Origin of the sequence: Heminiphilus faecis (genome assembly GCF_008728965.1) — a bacterium.
GTDB classification, from domain to species: Bacteria; Bacteroidota; Bacteroidia; order Bacteroidales; family Muribaculaceae; genus Muribaculum; species Muribaculum faecis.
On sequence record NZ_VSMC01000002.1, the window covers coordinates 62,651 to 80,241 of the forward strand.

At 44.9% G+C, this 17,591-nt stretch carries 9 protein-coding genes; 2 read left to right on the plus strand and 7 right to left on the minus strand.

Going from position 1 to position 17,591, the window contains the following annotated elements; genetic code table 11:
• Positions 1–40 precede the first annotated feature (40 nt).
• Both FW767_RS01615 and FW767_RS01620 read right to left on the minus strand, forming a co-directional pair.
• On the minus strand, positions 41–1,330 hold the full coding sequence (locus tag FW767_RS01615) for a hypothetical protein (RefSeq protein ID WP_121697843.1): 1,290 nt from the start codon (positions 1,328–1,330) through the stop codon (positions 41–43).
• Positions 1,330–3,243 carry a DNA cytosine methyltransferase gene (locus FW767_RS01620; protein ID WP_205523769.1) on the minus strand — a complete coding sequence of 638 codons (1,914 nt, stop codon included), beginning with the start codon at positions 3,241–3,243 and terminating at the stop codon, positions 1,330–1,332. Before FW767_RS01620 ends, FW767_RS01615 begins: the two co-directional genes overlap by 1 nt.
• 663 nt (positions 3,244–3,906) lie before the next feature.
• Here FW767_RS01620 and fmt point away from each other — a divergent pair.
• Positions 3,907–4,863, plus strand: coding sequence for a methionyl-tRNA formyltransferase (fmt, locus tag FW767_RS01625; RefSeq protein WP_121697845.1), 957 nt, complete (start codon positions 3,907–3,909; stop codon positions 4,861–4,863).
• Between the two features lie 13 nt (positions 4,864–4,876).
• Here the strand turns inward: fmt and sov are convergent, their stop codons facing one another.
• From sov to FW767_RS01650, 5 genes are all read right to left on the minus strand, one after another.
• Positions 4,877–12,322 carry a T9SS outer membrane translocon Sov/SprA gene (gene sov / locus FW767_RS01630; RefSeq protein ID WP_235897958.1) on the minus strand — a complete coding sequence of 2,482 codons (7,446 nt, stop codon included), beginning with the start codon at positions 12,320–12,322 and terminating at the stop codon, positions 4,877–4,879.
• Between the two features lie 50 nt (positions 12,323–12,372).
• A complete protein-coding gene (ruvA, locus tag FW767_RS01635; protein ID WP_121697847.1) occupies positions 12,373–12,954 on the minus strand; it encodes a Holliday junction branch migration protein RuvA in 582 nt (193 codons plus the stop codon).
• Positions 12,955–13,070: 116 nt separating this feature from the next.
• On the minus strand, positions 13,071–14,690 hold the full coding sequence (locus tag FW767_RS01640) for a tetratricopeptide repeat protein (protein ID WP_121697848.1): 1,620 nt from the start codon (positions 14,688–14,690) through the stop codon (positions 13,071–13,073).
• Between the two features lie 57 nt (positions 14,691–14,747).
• On the minus strand, positions 14,748–15,725 hold the full coding sequence (locus tag FW767_RS01645) for a PstS family phosphate ABC transporter substrate-binding protein (RefSeq protein ID WP_121697849.1): 978 nt from the start codon (positions 15,723–15,725) through the stop codon (positions 14,748–14,750).
• Between the two features lie 45 nt (positions 15,726–15,770).
• Entirely contained in the window at positions 15,771–16,004 is a 234-nt protein-coding gene (locus tag FW767_RS01650; protein WP_147438673.1) for a hypothetical protein, read from the minus strand.
• 270 nt (positions 16,005–16,274) lie between these two features.
• Between FW767_RS01650 and FW767_RS01655 the strand changes: the two genes are divergently transcribed.
• Positions 16,275–17,552, plus strand: coding sequence for a replication-associated recombination protein A (locus FW767_RS01655; RefSeq protein WP_121697851.1), 1,278 nt, complete (start codon positions 16,275–16,277; stop codon positions 17,550–17,552).
• Positions 17,553–17,591 lie beyond the last annotated feature (39 nt).

Genomic DNA, 17,591 nt, shown 5'->3' on the forward strand with positions numbered 1-17,591 from the left:
TAATATTGTTAAAATCAGGGGTTAGTAAAGGAACGAAAACTTATTTTGCCAATGATAATAGTATTTTCTTAAGGTCGTTTAGCCATTCTTCGCAAGGTTCATCTAATGGTGCAATGTCAATTCTCTTTCGAGAAAATGTTTCAACAACAGCTTTAAGCCACTCGGAGGCAACTTTTGATTGTTGTTTTTTAGATAAATCTTCCGTTTCAAATTTAACCCAGTCAATGAATTCCATTAATTGAATGGAAACACCAGTTAAAATTGAATATTCCTTTTGACGCTCGACAACTTCTTTTTTGAGCATTAAGTTTGAGTCTACAATAAAGCCTGCAGTTTGAACTCCGGGATTAAATTCTAATTTATCCTTGAGTTCTGATAATTCTTCATAGAGATATGGTTTCCCATATTTTGCGTCCCACGACTCAACTATGATTTTACCATCGCGAAGTTCTATGTCACCAACATTGCCATGCTTCTTGTTAGCAGATCGCATTTGAGAAAGCGGTACCAAATCTAATTCAACAATATGTTCAGAACAAAGAGCCTGCATCAAACTATGTATGACAACTTCAAAAGCACGTGCGGAATACTGAGTCTGATTGAAAAAATTAGATAAAATTGAAGTTGTTTCGTCTATGGAAAGAGCAGGCAATTTTGGTAAAATTGCACAGGTCTCATCCGCTAAAGCTTCAAATTTGTTAGAACGATTTATAAGTAAGGATAAGAAGTAATGTAAAGCCGGCAATGGCTCAATACTACCATCTTCAAGTGCATCCACTACTGAAATCCATTCAGCAAAAGGGCCCCTCATATCTGCTTTATAGAGTTGCGAGTAGGGATAATTTTCAGCTAATGAACGAGTCATCATCACACCATCCTTGTTAATATTAAGCAGTCCTTTCTCTCGCAAAAAAGGAGTATTATAGGTATTGTCTAAAACTCGCATTGGAATACCATCGACCCATGAAAATCCGTTACGACGATTTGAACCTTTATGTAGACGAATTGATTGCGAAGGAGTCAAACTTTTTATAGTGATTTGCAGAAAAGCTAATCCTACTAATGCGCGACCTGTTTCGCTCGTTATTCCATTGACAAGTTTATCGAGCAATATTTTGGTTTCTGGAGAGACCTTTGAAAAATCATAAGTAGTGATGTTACTATACAATTTTTCAAGAAATCCATTATCCAACTGCTGTCTTATGAATGAGTATCTATTATTGGCATCCTCGTTTGTTTGACCTTCATAGAAAACAACGGCATTATTATCGTAGTGAAGCTCACTGCGATTTTTATAAACATCTAAATGTATTTCGTGTTTCTTTTTCATTAAACCAAAGTCTTGTTGAGTTGGACACTTTCAGGTAAAAGTGTAGGAAATTTATACGGTAATAACCATTCATCTTCTTTCATTTGAGGATTGGTGACATTATTGCGAATCTCAAAAGCAAGAGAACGAAGAAGTTGAGCCGTATTAAGAACGCTGTTTTCGCTAATTCTCCAAATAGAAGCGAGCGTTTGTGTAGACAAGTTTCTCCCAACGCACATTCCTGAAATTATAGGTTCAAAAATATTACGATTGGGAAGTGTCGTATCTAAAATCTCGCAAATTATGTTAGATGGATACTGATAGTATCCATTCAATTGTACAAGGTCGGCTTTTATCGCATTAGTTATGAGTTCTCGGTCTAAAACTTTCCATGCCATCGTAACACCCTTCCAGTCAGAAGAAGATATAATCAGCATAATCTGAGAAGCAGGAACATCCCAGGTGGTTTTGGGCGTAATCTTAATAGTAGTGTCGAAAAGAGAGGAATCGGAAACTTCCTCAACACTAATTACAAGAATACCAGACCATGTTACATTAATGTCGAATTTTCCGTTTTCATCATTTTCTATGTACTTAAACCGATTTGACAGGGAAGCCCTGAAAGACCGATCAGCGCATTTGCGAACTGATGAAATGGATAGCTGTTTAATTGCTTTGGCCGCTTTCATACGGTATGCGGCAGTTAAATCTCTTTTTCTTTTTCTGAAAGATAGTGTCGCACCTGATTGAAGCAACTCAAGTTCAAATGGAAAATGAGTGTCAAAAACTTGTATGCGAATCGCTAATGCAAGCATACGAGCAAGTTGTGGTGGAACGGAATTACCGATTTGGTGAATAGTAACTAATCTCGAGCCATTAATAACATAGTCATCCGGGAACGTCTGTAAACGCTTATATTCAGCACAAGAGAAATATCTGCTATCCCAATGTAGGGGACCTGTATACTGACCCCCCTGTGCTTTAATGGTGCGCACGGGTTCTTCGGGATCCGCCTTATACATAAAATCAGAAAACTTAGATCTCCATGCGAAAATCGGATTCGGGTGCCCCATTTCAGAAGTATAGAAACTATAATTTAGTCCCGGTGGAATATCATTAATTAGATGGCCGAAACGACCATTTATTCCGGTTTTCTTTTCTTCGTCAGATAAAACAACATTTGTAACTGCACAACCAGCACTATAAAATGGAATATTACGAGAGTCAGGTCCATGTGTGGGGCGAGGAAATCTAAAAGAACCTTCTTTAAGACCCACTATAATTAATCTTTCTCTATGTTGTGGAACGCCGTAGTCCGCAGCATCTAAAATCATATAATGCAACGTATATCCTACTTCTCGAAAACTTTGCTTAATTTCTTCCCATGCCATTCCATTTTGAGCTCCTACGATACCATAAACATTTTCAAACAGGAAGCCTCTTGGCTGTAGCTTAACAAGAAGTCGAACGTACTCACGGAATAGGACACCACGAGCATCAGAGGTACCCAATACACCAGAGGCTCGACGTCCTGCAGCACTGAAAGTTTGACATGGAGGACCGCCAATAATAAAATCAATTTTACCGATATCATCAGCAGTGTATTCCCTAATGTCAATACAGTTCACTTTGCTGTTCTCGAATTTTTGTCCTTCTCCGGAATTGATTCTTAAGGTTTCTGCAAATTTTGATTCAATTTCAACAGATTCAATTATATCAAATCCAAGATCATGGAATCCGATATCTAAGCCCCCCGCTCCGGAGAACAGGCTAAGAGTTCGAATTGGTTTGATATTGTTTGTCGTTAGATAAGTTGATAAAGCCTTACCAAATGAGTCAGGCCACCCCGGAGTATTGCACTCGCATCCTAAGGATTGACATATCTGGATTATGTCCATCCCTTGAGGTTCTTCATCATCAAATAGGCTTTTCATTCGTCGTATATCAATACAATCGGGACTTCCAAGTAGGCTGACAGGCGACCAGACCTTTATGCGGCTACAAAGAAGTTCCGTAATATGTGGCATAAGAAATGTTTCTTACATGGATGGTCTTCGTCAGCGCAAGCGCAGATTAGATTGCAAAGTTAACAATTTTTTTCGAGATTTCCGGCATCCGATGCGGTTGCCCTGTCATAAAAACTTTGAGTCTCTCTGTTGATACAAATTTTAGTATGCCTCCTAAATAGCACACATCAAATGGCTTGTTGGGTACTTCAATGATATTTATTTGAGAGGACTTCAAATGATGTCGATGGAATATATACCCAGTGAAGAGGCGCAAATCAACAGAGTTAAAAATCTTGAACGGATGACAAATATTTCAAATTCATTTGCTTCGGCTTGTCGCCATCTTCCCAAAAAGTACACTATTAGTACGCTGTAATCTGTAGATATTGCTGATAATCAGGATTGTTATGGGCGTATATAGAAATTTACCAGATTTCTATAATAAGCGAAAAGGTCTTTTCTTTTAATCAAAGATAAGCAGTCTCCATTGCCAAGCAAGAATAAGTTTTTTCAAAAAAGCTGTTATAAGATGCAATAAAAATGTCAGTAAATGGAAAAATGAGTAAATTTGCATATAATTGCACATCAATGAAGAAGGAAGATCTTAAAATAGTATTTCTCGGCACACCGGAATTTGCCGTAGAAAGCCTGTCGCGACTTTATAACGAAGGCTACAATATAGCAGGGGTGATAACCATGCCTGACAAACCGGCAGGACGCGGGCACAAAATGCTCCAGTCGCCCGTAAAACAGTTTGCGGTAGAACATGGTCTGAAACTAATGCAACCTACGAATCTAAAAGCGCCTGAATTTATCGAAGAACTGCGGTCGCTGGATGCAGACCTGTTCATAGTCATTGCATTCCGTATGCTCCCGGAGGCGGTATGGACAATGCCACGACTCGGCACATTCAACCTGCACGCGTCGCTACTGCCCAAATACCGAGGAGCCGCGCCGCTCAACTGGGCTGTAATAAACGGTGACAAGGAAACCGGAGTGACAACCTTTTTCCTTAAACATGAGATAGACACAGGCGATATAATAGATCAGAAACGTGTGGCTATAAATCCGGACGATAACGTAGGCGATATCCACGACCGGCTTATGATGCTCGGCGCAGATCTGACGCTGGAGACAGTCAGGCATATCATCGACGGCAATCTAAAGACTATAGAACAAGACAAACTCACAGGAGGCGTCGACCCCACTCCCGCTCCAAAGATATTTAAAGAGACATGTCTCATCGACTGGAATAATAATGCCGAAAAAGTACACAACCTTGTGCGCGGACTATCACCTTATCCGGCAGCATGGACCACACTTACTACTGCATCAGGCGATGAACTGCAACTGAAGATATTCAAGACATCCGTTTCAGGACAGACCACGCTTGCGCCGGGCTCGATAGTCATTGACAAAGACCGCATGTATATAGCATGCAACGACCGGCTTCTTGAGATACTCTCGCTGCAACTTCAAGGGAAAAAACGCCTTGACACAGCAGACTTTCTGCGCGGTTTCAATCCCGACAACTTCAAATTATAATATTGCAGACACATCATCGGGCAAGGTTAAGATTCAAGGTAAGCCCGTAATTGCTGTCAGTAGTCGGGAAAGCGCTCGACGACACAATAGGAGTGTTGATACGATGGTCGATAAAAGCCCCTACCGTGATACGCCGGTTCAAAACATAATTCGCGGCAAGATTAAAACTTACTGACCGAGTACCTGATGTAGCCTGCGTGTAGTCAGTCTCGATACGCCGTATCAAGGCATGGCTCTGCTGCATTGAAAACTCTGCGTTTACCGTAAGATCGTTGCTTATACCGCGACCCGAGCCCCGCAGCTTCAATACCGTATTAAAACCGACGATCTTGTAGCCCACCCCCATTGTGACATTCTTGCTCTGCGCCTCGACAAGCTGTCCGGCGTCGGAATTAAGGGTCAGAGCACGTCCGTCACGATATTCGGCACTAAGTCTCAGGTCATTTTTCAATGTCACCTGTACTCCGAGCAACGGAGCGAAGCGCTCTGTTATCGATACTGACGAAATGTTGTAAGGTGATGAAGGTACAGGTTGTCCTGTAAGCTCATCCATGGCAAAACCCATGTCACCGTCAACCGATATCCAGTTCAGGAAAGAGGAGAACGCCCCCACCGTATAGGTGCACTGATAAGCATGAGTAAGAGTAAATGACTTGAAGATATCGGACATACGCCCAATACGTATAAGACCGTCGTAGGTTACACGCCAGTTAGGCAATATATGGGCAAGCGAAGGAAACGGAGTCAAGTATATATCGGATGCATCAACACCTGTGTAAGCGGCGAGAAATGCAGGTATCAGCACGTCGCTACCGGCGCGATTGACACCACCTACCTTAGGATCAAAAAGCCTTCCGGCATTAGGATTGTCTTTCATGAAACCTCCCATAGGATAGCGCAATCCGTCATAACGCCTCTCTATACGGTCGGCCACAATAGGTATATTGGATAAAAACCGTTGAAAAGCATCACTGCGATATCCGTCAACGGCCTTTGAGGTACGCAACGAAGTAGCGATGGCGCAGTGGGTCTTTGTATAGCTGCCGCCACGGGCAACCGGCATGTCATCATACATAAACTGTATGCGGTCGGTATGGCTGTCGGTACGGTTATTGGTCAGTCTTATTTTCAACCCCCTGATTGGCTCAAGGTCTATCTCAAGATTAAATTCACTTGTACGCGACCACATAGCAGGCGATATACGGTCTTCGTCACATATAAGCCACCCACGCTCCTTGGCTTGCGTGACATAATTCTCATCAACGAATCCAAATGCAAAATCAAGTCCCGGAGCCATAGGTCCGTAACTGCGTGTCTGACCGAACACATTTCCGATCTCAGGGCTGAAGAGCGGTATCGAAAGTGACTTGGACGAACGCATACGCAGACTGAGACCTCTTACCATCATTGCAAAACGGGCGGCATGCTCTCCTATCTCATCCCATGCTGATGAAGTGCGTTTAAGACGCTCAATAACCGTAAATTTAAGAGCTGCTTCTCCTCGGTCATGCACTTCTACTGTATTTGCGTCACGTACTGTCACTTTAACGGGATAACGCTTGCCGTCAAGAGTCGAAGCCGTAACACGCACATCGCGGTTGCGCAAGTTATGACGAATAACCAATGATGTGTCGCCGCGCAGCGTGTAAGTACGTTCAAAACGCTTGGCTTTGGGATGACCGACGGAACGTGTTCCTGATGAAAACCGTCTGTTTACCTTTTTCAAATAATCAGACTTGTTGTACAAACCCTCCAAATTTATGCGTCCGTCAATATTGAAAGATGCCATATTGCCTATCGAATTACCGGTGTTCAGTCCCTCGACCTCCGCTCCGCGGTCCCAACGGTAAGTGGCGTTATAGCTTATTGTACCGTTAAGAAAGTCCAATACTGGTATAAGATTGAACGGAGCACGGTATGATGCTACAAAATTCTGATTGTAGGCCCATGGAGTACCCATATGCAGGATACTGCGTATGACTGTATCGCGCCACTCCTTATACCGGTCAGGAAAAAGACGCCGGTTGACCGCGCCTACCGGTTCTTCTATACGGGCCGAAGTATTGGATATAAACGACAAGTTTATCGACTTAGTAAGATTCCATGACAGATTCAACTGCCGGTCCCAAAGAAAATTCTTTGCTACCGATACAGGAAGTTTAACTGCCTGATCGACCTCGCTTCTTACTTGCTGCTCATAATAGTAACGTGACATTGTGGTCAGAAACGACAAATTCACGGGCATATAATTAAGTTGCCACTCTCTGAGAAACTTAAGATGCGGTGACTTTGACTTTATCCACCCGAAAGGGCGGAAGCCCTTCACATATGGTGTCCATGAATATTGCAGTGAACCCCGGTAGTCATCGGTATTCTCATACTCGGTGACAGGATTACGGTCGCGTCGTTTGTTGAACGAAAAATTAAATACAAAATTGGCCGGATCCCACGGCTTGGGGTCAGCGCTCTGTATGTCGAATCGCAATCCGGATATGCTGAAGCTCTCTACTGTAGAACGTTCCAAAGCATAATTCTTTATAGAGTCGCGCTCCTCTTTGGTAGCAGCGGCATCGAGAGCATCTTTAAGCAATACATCCTGATCAAGAGGATTATACTTGGGCGAAGAGAGCTCTTTAGCGACAGAGTAGTAGATCGGTGCTTTAAGTTTCGTCTTTTCCGGCAAAAAACGTCCCAAATCGGCCTGAAATGCAAAATTGTACTGCCTGTAGTCATCAAGACGACGCGCATTGAGCGGCTGGTCGACACCACCAAAACCGGCAGTCTCCATGTGAGCGCCAATATTGAACGTGGCTATATCAGACACCCCCAGATTCACATTGGCTTTGGCTGCCCAACCTCCGCTCTCGTCGAAATCGGTCACTTTCAGTTCATTTACCCATATAGTGCCGTCCTTAACCGCATTGGAGTTATTGCGCACACCTATCAGCAATACCCTTACATCGCTTAACGACGGATTGCCGAGCACGGCTATGCGATTGCGTTCATTTTCAGGATCACGTCCTGTAAACAAAGTTGTAAAACTCACCGTACCATCCTCCTGTGCCTTTGCAAGATTACGTTCTTTTTTTAGATTGACAAGACTCTGGAGTGCAAAGTCAAGTCTGTTGTCGAGAGGCCATACTTTCTCGCGGTCGGCGGGAGTGTCAAGATACTTGTTGCCGCCTGACAGATGAGGAGTAAGCGACAACGGCACTTCATACTCATAATAATTGTTCTTGATATCCGTGCCTATGCGTATGAACAGCGACAACTCCCCTGACTTCAAAGCTGTAGGATTATCAATAAGACTCTCGGCATGAACCCACATCTGAAGCCGCCGGTAATTGCGCAGGTCATGAGACGTATTACGGTATACGGCACGTGCGTCACCGGCATGAAGACCTGTGACCGTAAGCGACATGGACTGCTCGTTGAGTTGTGTTATCTGTGACTGTCCCGGGTCGGTAATACGTGACACACCGGGCGGCAGGACATAATTCACAGGTTCTCGGGCCGAATTTTCTTCTATATTTACAACCGACACATCAAGATGCCCGTCAGCAGGAGCATCACCCCGGTTATTCAGGTTGAAATCATATGGACGCCACTCGCCGCGCACCAGCTCCAATGTGGCAAAACGCAAATGAGTCACCTGCTTGAACCCTGTTAGAAATATGCGTGCAAAACGTATTGACGAAAAGTCGGCTATGGCCCCTACTTTGCGCTCATAGTCGCTCAACGGTATCTTGAACTGGTACCACTCAACACGCCGGTTCTCACCATCACGCGTGCGGACAAGCGACACCTGCTTGTCGGTCACATAGTTACGTCCTACCTCAAGATCACCGGGCCGGAGCGAGATTTTATATTGGAAATATCGCTCATACTCGTTCAGCGTATTGTCCTGATTTATATCCTCCACGTCAGGCGAAGTACGAGCCGACTGATAAAGCGGCTCCGTGGCGTCGGCAGGTGACAGAGAGTTGCCTTCGACTCCGTTATAATGCTTATAGCGCTCAAGTATAGACAACCGTTCCTCATCATAATCATATCCGCGATAGAAGTGATAATTATCGCCTGCCGGGTCATTAAACGGAGAGAATTGGTCACGCTTCATGCGCTCTATTGTAGAGGAGGGCAATCGGGTCCGCAATTTATCAAGATACTCCGAATAAGACGAAAAATAAAACTCTTCGTCATTTTTGAGCCCGTCAAGCCCCACATCCTGTACAAGACGCGCACCAGCATTGTTGTCAAATGCATAAGTGAGTGAATTTTGTTTCGATACGCGTCCCCATACGGTCTCGGCAAGGAACTTGTCATCACCGTCAAGCGGAATGCCGTTTTCATACGACTTAAGTCCGTCCTTAAGAATATCCTCACTTATATCGCCGAAATTAAGATACAGATCACCACCGTCGACATTAGTATTATCAGGATCAAGAAACGGACTCATCAGCCAAAACTGCACATACTCGATATTAGCCTGCTCGAAATTCGTATTATCCATTTTCCGCATTATGCCGCCCCATCTTTTCTCCGGATTAAGAAGAGAGCCGTTGTCGTCGATATTTTCGGCATCAAGATTGTAAGGTCCGCGCTCTGACGGATAAAACGACAAGTTAAGCGTCTGTATTATGTTTGACTCTCCATAGCCAAGCTCCCGGTCGGGAAATATCTCGGTAGATGTCACTTCACGCACATAAGGATTGGAAAGTTGCTTAAGGTCTGCGGAAATATACCCCGGCACCAATGACGAATGTCGTTGTGTAAACATACGGTCGATATAGTACCAAGACAGTAGCGCACGGTTCTTGCCATAACTGACATTGCCTGACAATCCGGCCTCAGGAAACAGAGCGTCAGGCCCCTGTTCGTAGGGTGTAGATGCGAGTGTCCAAGCATAAGGCGAACGCAAATCGATACCGGTCTGAGTCGACTCGAAGTCATCGATATAAGAGCTGCCGCGAGTAGAGCCGGACTTCTGCCGGTGAGGAACCAGTTGAGCAAACTCGGCCTGTACATTCAGCGTCGAAGGTTGTACGGCATTGACCGTAGGTATCATGTTTACAAGATCGGTAAGCCACATGAACTTGGTCTTATAAGAAAGATTCACCCCCCACATAGTGTTATTGACCGACTCGCTGCCGATATTTACTTTCTCGGTAAGCGCTTTTTCGGAAAAATGCATTATTGTAGCGCCAAGATTGAAATTATCGCTGAACCGATAATTCAAGTCGAGCCCGAGAAGAGTCTTTCGCTGAGTACTGAATAAAGACTGATTTTCAAGAGTGACACTTATGCTTTGTCCTGAGTCTATTATCGACTGATTGGCTATAGTGACGACACCCATAGCATAATCGACTGTATAGTCGCTGTTCTCCACAAGCCGCACTCCGCCGGCCATAACTACCACCGAACCACGAGGCACATTCATGGCATTAAGCTTTATCTGAGAGCCGCTCGCCGCCATATATTCGCCTGTAATGACAAACTTATTTTTATCGGCAAACTGTCGAGCCACCACAAGGGTTGAGTCATACAGTTCCTGATAGACATACTTCTCCGCAACTGCAGGATTGTTTATAGCCGAGGCAAGATGAGAGCCAAACGGCTCTACTACCGGAAATATAATTCGTCCTGTTTCGGAAAGTATGGTATATCCCTCGATGTAGTCAAAAAATCCATCTGGAACCGAAGCCTCGTTTGAGTCAAGACGGTCAAGATTCATAATCTGCAACAACGGTTTGTCAGTAAGGCCCGGTACCGGCAGATAAACGATTTCTGTACCAGTAGTGTCACTAAGATATTTTACATTCAGCCTGAAACCGGCTTTCTGTATGCCGTATGCACCGAGCGAATACACGTTTTTCATCATAAGGTCCCATGCAGGTAAACTTGTAGACACGGCGGCATTTTTAAGCATCTTGACATAAAGCGACTGATCTGACACGGTTATATCGGCCGAAAACTCCCCTACCTGATATACCTGTCCCCGGTATGTATACTCATAAGCCACACCAAGAACCTCGTCATCAATCAAAGCGGTTTTTAAAGATATGTATCCAAGCGTGGAATTGAGCGTATACTCCGACGGTTGCAGAAGCCGGGCACTTTCCACCTTTTCATAATCACGGCCACCTTCGATGCCATAAGAAGCCAATGGCGCCAAAGCCTGCGTCACGGTATTTATGTTTCTTGCACCCGGATAATCGGTTTTTATCGTGGCAAGCAGATTATTGGACGAATTGGACGGATTGGCGTCAGATGCATCGGGCCGCCAGTAATCACAGGCAAGCGCACTGTTTTCGCCAAGGTCCATGAAGCTAACAATGTTGCGCGACTGACTGTAATTGCCACTTTTATTAGTGACCCATACTTCTATACGTGTAATCTCTATGCCTGAAGCTATGTAAGGTAACTTAGACGTGAAGCGGTCATAATTGTCGCGAAAGAAATGAGCGAGAAAATAGTGTCTGTTGCGATCATAATCATCGGCTCCGACACTGAATTCAGTTGTCTGGACACCTCCTTTAGTATTAACCGACCGCGACTCGCTGTTCTGCTGCGATACCAACGCAGTTGCCGTAAGCCTACCAAACTGCATCTGGGTCTTTATACCGAAAAGCGCAGTACTGCCTCTGATAAGCGACGAGCCGGTAGTCATGCTCACATTACCGGCTTCTATACTTTTTATAATGTCGTCCTCCTGACCTTCGTACTGCAGTTTTATATTTTTCGAATCAAAATCAAATGTAGCATCGGTATTGTAATTCATGTTGAACTTCATACGATCTCCTACCGAAGCGTTGACCGACGCTTGTATCTTCTGACTGAAGTCAAAGTATGTCTTGCGACGTGCCGCAAGCGACAACGCCGGATTATCGGACTTATTGCTTTTTATTCCCGCTGAAATCTGGACCGAACCCTGAGTGCGCAGTTGCACTCCTCCGGGGCCGAATATTTTTTCCAGCGGGCCAAGAGCAAAATTAAGATCCAGAATATCAAACGGCTCCTTCTCCTTTTTACCTACCGCAAGCTCTGAATTGCGCCGATTGAAATAACGTTGCATCGAACGTCGCATTGTCAAGTCGGCATATTGTCCGGGAGTCAATACAAAAGGGGTTGCAATCTCATAATCGCCGACTTTGGTACGTATGACGTAACATCCTGACTCAAAATCATATTCGGCTTCAGTCTTTATATTGGACGGGGTATCAAGATCGGAGGCCATTTCCGCCTCGACAAGCTGCTCATAGTCTATCGGATACAACGGGTTGACGGAAAACGGAAGAACTATCGACGATGTATCGGCTATAACCGACGAAGATACTGATGCAGGAGTGGATTCATTATTATATTGCGCGCGCGCGAGGAAACTGTTGGCGGCTCCTGACAATAGCCCCACCAATAAAGCGCATAGCAATATCCTTAATGACTGATTTCTTCCTCGTTCCATCGCAGTGGAGAATTTTTTCCACCCAACAGCCGGGAAGTCAATATCGATGCCTATAGCATGGCAAGAGCCCCTTTTATAGCGGCTTCCACTCGTAACGACGGCTCTGAGTCAAAAAGTTTTTTCAATACTTTCTGCGACTGCGGCTTTGCAAAACCAAGCATAAGCAGGGCGGCAAGAGCCTCTTCGTAGGCTTCGGAATTGACCGACGGCTGAATCATTAACGTGTCTCCGCCGGGTTTTATTTTATCTTTAAGGTCTACAATGACGCGCTGAGCTGTTTTTATGCCGATTCCTTTTACATTTTTCAGTCGGGAGTGATCACCGCTCATTATAACAAGTTCAAGTTCCGCAACCGGAATCGAGGACAATATGACACGCGCCGTATTGGCTCCTACACCTGATACGCCGATGAGCAGCCTGAACATGGCACGCTCACGCTCTTCCAAAAAACCAAACAATACGTGGGCATCCTCACGTATAACCTCATGCACGAGAAGTTTCACATTTTCTTTGCCTTCAAGTGATGAGTATGTAGGAAGCGATATATTAAGTTCATATCCAACACCGGCGGCTTCGACCACCGCATAAGTCGGGGTCAGTTCAGCAAGCAAGCCCTTTACGTAATCAATCATAGTCAAGATTTATTTTTTACAAATATAGCTTATTTCTTAATCTTAGGCAATATAAAAAACAAGAGCCGACGGCATTTACCGTCGGCCCTCATGCACATTATATATGTTTAAATCGATTAGTCCACTTTCATCTTGTCGATATAATCGCGGAGAGCCTGATTGGACGGATCAAGTTCATATACCTTTTCATAATATTCTTTAGCCATAGGTATATCCTTCTCCGAGATGTAGAATGATGCAATCTGGCTGTAAGCCTCATTGTACATGTCAGAACGCTTGGTCTTGTTTTCAGGATCGGCATCAAGAAGGGCCACCACTTCCTGATAAGTCTTGGCCATCTCTGCCGAAGGCTGGTTATCATTCTTTACAAGCATCATACGGGCTTTGTTTCGCACAGGAATAGGATTACCGGGAACCTTCTCGATAACCTTGTCTATAGTGGCTATAGCGTTAGAGATAGCATCAAGTTTCTCCGGAGAACCGGGCTCGGAAGTAGCGGCTACATTCTGATAGCGGTTGGCAAGAGTAACAAGGTCGTTGGTCACATAATCGCCCTTGTCAATGAAGTTCTTGAATACCTCGAGGGCTTTTTTGTAATTCTTCGCACCGCTGTAGGCAGAACTCAACGCCTTGTAGAGGTCGCCCTTTTCAGGATTGGCCTCGATAGCCTTCTCATACTCAAATATGGCAAGTGAGTCCTTGCCGAGTTCCTGAAGAACTTCGGCATAGGTAGAGTAGTCATTGGAAGTGTATTTATTCTTAGCATCTTTCAAAGCGAAGAAACGCTGTGCCAGAGCCTCGGCTTCGGAATAGTCCTTCATCGCAGCCTTGTCAAGGAAGGCTATGCGCTGAAGCTGGAAGTTATTGGGGTCACCGGCAAGAAGCTTATTGGCTATGGCAAGACTTTCGTCATAGTGCTGACCATAGTACAGAAGCACGCAATAACGCACTTCATCCTCAACGAAGTGGTTGGGATTATTGATATAATCGCCATATGCGGCTGCAGCCTTGGCCCACTGATCGTTCTGATAATACTTTTCAGCGAGTTCGCGCTGTCCGAGAGCGGAATTGGGGCTTTCCTGAAGAAGCTCCTGAAGCTTTGCGATAGCATATTCGGGGTTCACATTGAAATAAGCGTTGGCATACTTCACATAAGCCTCGGGAAGACCTTTAGAATAAAGGATGGCGTTCTCGTAGTTGCCGGCAGCGTCACCCCACTCTTTTTCAGCAGCCTTACGGTCGCCGCGGAGCACAAAGATTGACGGTTCCTTTGAGTTAGCCTTGAATGCCTGCTCGTCAAACTTCTCAATCTCTTTAGCGTATTTAACGGGATCGGAGTTGAAGTAAGCACGACCGATAGCGGTAAGCACGGCAGCGTTCTTCTTGTTTGATTTTCTTACTTCATCAAAATATTTCTGTGCAGCTTTTTCGTCACCATTCATAAGAGCCAGCTCGCCGAGACCGATCTTGTTATAAGGATTGGCGGCATCTGCGGCAAGACCCTTCTCAAAATCAGCCTTTGCCGTGGCAAAGTCTTTCTGATGAACGGCGATAGCACCGAGATAATAATAAGCGACAGCCTTATCGGTCGAAGGATCGTTAAGGTTACGTTCAAGGAGTGTTTTGGCATTTTCAAACTGATCGGCCTTGAAGTATTCCACTCCGTCTTTGTAGCCTTGCGCCGAAACGCTCAGAGCTCCTGCGAGGCAGAGAGACAACAAAAATTTAAATTTCATGTTTTAAATCTGTTTTGTTTTACTATATTTATTAATTTATTTTGTTTCAACGACTTGTCAATACATGTTCACCATACGGGGCTGTACGCGGGCCGGCAATATACCTGTGCGCTGTATGATCTTCTGACCTATTGTGCCGGTAACAAAAGAGTAGAAGCCGTGCGACAGACTGCCATTGACACCGGTACTTATCATATAAACCGTACGATACAACGGGTAGCTGCCGTCATATATATAGCCCTGATATGGCTGGTAAGCCCGCAAACTGTCATCGCGGCGCACACGCAACACCTTGATGTCCACATCAAAATCAGCCACTGTAGTATCCTGCTGAGAAAGCGATTTGATACGCTCTTCACGTGGAAGGTCACGGGTACGCATATCGGCGCTTATCCAGCTTACGCCAATAATGCCCAATGCATTTTTACGTGCCTTCACCTGATTAAACACCTCTCTGTTGGAGTTCTGCGCAAATACGTTTTCAGCAAATTTATCGCCTTTCATAAGCGAATCACGCATATACTGGACCGTGCTCGACCCTTCGTTGTCAAATACTACCTGTATATCCCCGAGCGGGCTTGGTTCAAGTTCATTCCATTTAGTAGTGCGGCCGGTAAGTATGTCCGCTATCTCGCTCATAGAAAGCTGCCCTATAGGATTGGCGGGATTAACGATAAGAGCTATCGCGTCTACGGCAATAGGTATAGAACGTACATTTTTTTTAAGCCCTTTCAAATATTCGGTCTCTTTCTCGGTAAGCTCTCTCGTTATGACAATGGTTTTGGTCTTGAGGTCAAGCAACGAATCGACGCAGGCCTTCTCTGACACGTAGTAAGGTATGATATTGGCCTTGCCTTTGGTGTTGTATTCAAACACATCGATCTCCTGATCCATTATGTTTTCAAAGCTCTCGTCGCACACAATCGTGGCGAGACCCGACGAACTGGTATTTGTCGGAGCCTTCCGGCATCCGGTAACACTTGAAACAGCCACCACAGCCGAAACCAAGGCTATCGTAAAAAGAGACTTTTTCATATTTTTATTCTACAATATTATCGATAACTCGCAACGCAACCATATCTAGTCGCCTATATTACGGTCAATACCTTTAAACTGCCTGTAGGCACGCCAAAAACCATAAACGATGAACAGAATGCCGCCGGCCCAACGCAACCATTCCCAAGGTCCGCTCTCCCACTTGAAAAAGTTGATAAGTAACAGTACACCCATGCCGACATAAATGATAATCATAAAGATACCAAAGATGGTGCGTGCAGTACGTGCGCCCTTGTTTTCATTACCTTCGTTGCTCATAATATTTATTTTTAGTGTTAATGACATAATACATCCCTGACAAAGGAGGGATACAATCTTATAAAATTAACACATCGCTCCGTTAATAGTTCGTAAAATACATACCGAAAACCCAACTATAGGGTACACGGTCAATTAACATGGTAAAGTTATATAAAATTTCTCAATTTGATAAAACAACTTCATTCATATTAATGACAATTAACAGCTAATAATCATTCTTTGGCATCATTATTGCTAATTTTGTATCAAATAAACGCAATACACAACATGCAGGCACCACTCGCTGAAAGGTTAAGACCACAAAATATAGACGAATACATAGGCCAGACTCACCTTGTGGGAAAAGGCTCGGTACTTCGCGGCATGATCGAGTCGGGTCATGTAGCATCATTTATACTCTGGGGGCCTCCCGGGGTAGGCAAAACCACACTCGCAAAAATAATAGCAAAGACAACTGAAGCTCCTTTCTACACTCTCAGCGCAGTGCACTCCGGTGTAAAAGAGGTCCGCGAAGTTCTTGACCGGTGCAAAACCGATGCAAGAAGTATGTTTTCAAAAGGACGTCCCATACTGTTTATTGACGAAATACACCGTTTTAACAAGTCGCAGCAGGACAGTCTGCTCGGCGCCGTTGAAAGCGGGCTGGTCACCCTTATAGGCGCTACCACGGAGAATCCATCGTTTGAAGTCATAAGACCTCTGCTGTCGAGAACGCAGGTCTATGTGCTTCGACCGCTTGAAGAGCCTGAACTTAATCAACTGCTTGAAAGGGCACTAACGGTCGACCCGGTACTTTCCACCCGCACAGTGGAGGTTGAAAGCACCAAGGCTCTGTTTCGTTTTGCCGGAGGCGACGCCCGCAAACTTCTCAACATCCTCGACCTCCTTGAACAATCGTCTCCGACAGGCGACACAATCGTGATCAATGACCGGCTCGTAACAGACCGGCTACAGAAAAATCCGATGGCCTACGATAAAGACGGCGAGATGCACTACGATATAATATCGGCATTCATAAAAAGCGTGAGGGGTAGCGATCCAGACGCAGCCATATATTGGCTGGCACGTATGATAGCCGGCGGTGAAGACCCCGAATTCATTGCACGACGTCTTGTAATACTTGCTTCGGAAGACATCGGTCTCGCAAATCCAAACGCACTGCTTCTCGCCAACGCCACCTTTGACACCATACACAAGATAGGATGGCCGGAAGGGCGTATCCCTCTCGCAGAGTGCACGATATACCTCGCTACATCGCCCAAAAGCAATTCTGCCTACATGTCCATTGACTCGGCTCTGCAATATGTGGAAAGCACCGGCAATCTGCCGGTACCGCTACATCTGCGCAATGCTCCCACAAAACTCATGAAAGAACTCGATTATGGCAAGAACTACATGTACGCGCACAACTACCCGGGTAATTTCGTAAAACAGCAATTTTTGCCCGATGAAGCATCCACGGCCACATTCTGGCATCCATGCTCCAATCAGTCGGAGGACAAGCTCAAAAGCATTCAGGAAGCACGTTGGGATAAAAAATATTGATTTTTTCAGTTTTTGCTGTCACATTTTTTCTTCTGCACC

Coding starts and splice junctions, on each gene's coding strand:
- FW767_RS01615 (WP_121697843.1), bottom strand. CDS start 1,330: ATGAAAAAGAAACACGAAATACATTTAGATGTTTATAAAAATCGCAGT.
- FW767_RS01620 (WP_205523769.1), bottom strand. CDS start 3,243: ATGAAAAGCCTATTTGATGATGAAGAACCTCAAGGGATGGACATAATC.
- fmt (WP_121697845.1), top strand. CDS start 3,907: ATGAAGAAGGAAGATCTTAAAATAGTATTTCTCGGCACACCGGAATTT.
- sov (WP_235897958.1), bottom strand. CDS start 12,322: ATGGAACGAGGAAGAAATCAGTCATTAAGGATATTGCTATGCGCTTTA.
- ruvA (WP_121697847.1), bottom strand. CDS start 12,954: ATGATTGATTACGTAAAGGGCTTGCTTGCTGAACTGACCCCGACTTAT.
- FW767_RS01640 (WP_121697848.1), bottom strand. CDS start 14,690: ATGAAATTTAAATTTTTGTTGTCTCTCTGCCTCGCAGGAGCTCTGAGC.
- FW767_RS01645 (WP_121697849.1), bottom strand. CDS start 15,725: ATGAAAAAGTCTCTTTTTACGATAGCCTTGGTTTCGGCTGTGGTGGCT.
- FW767_RS01650 (WP_147438673.1), bottom strand. CDS start 16,004: ATGAGCAACGAAGGTAATGAAAACAAGGGCGCACGTACTGCACGCACC.
- FW767_RS01655 (WP_121697851.1), top strand. CDS start 16,275: ATGCAGGCACCACTCGCTGAAAGGTTAAGACCACAAAATATAGACGAA.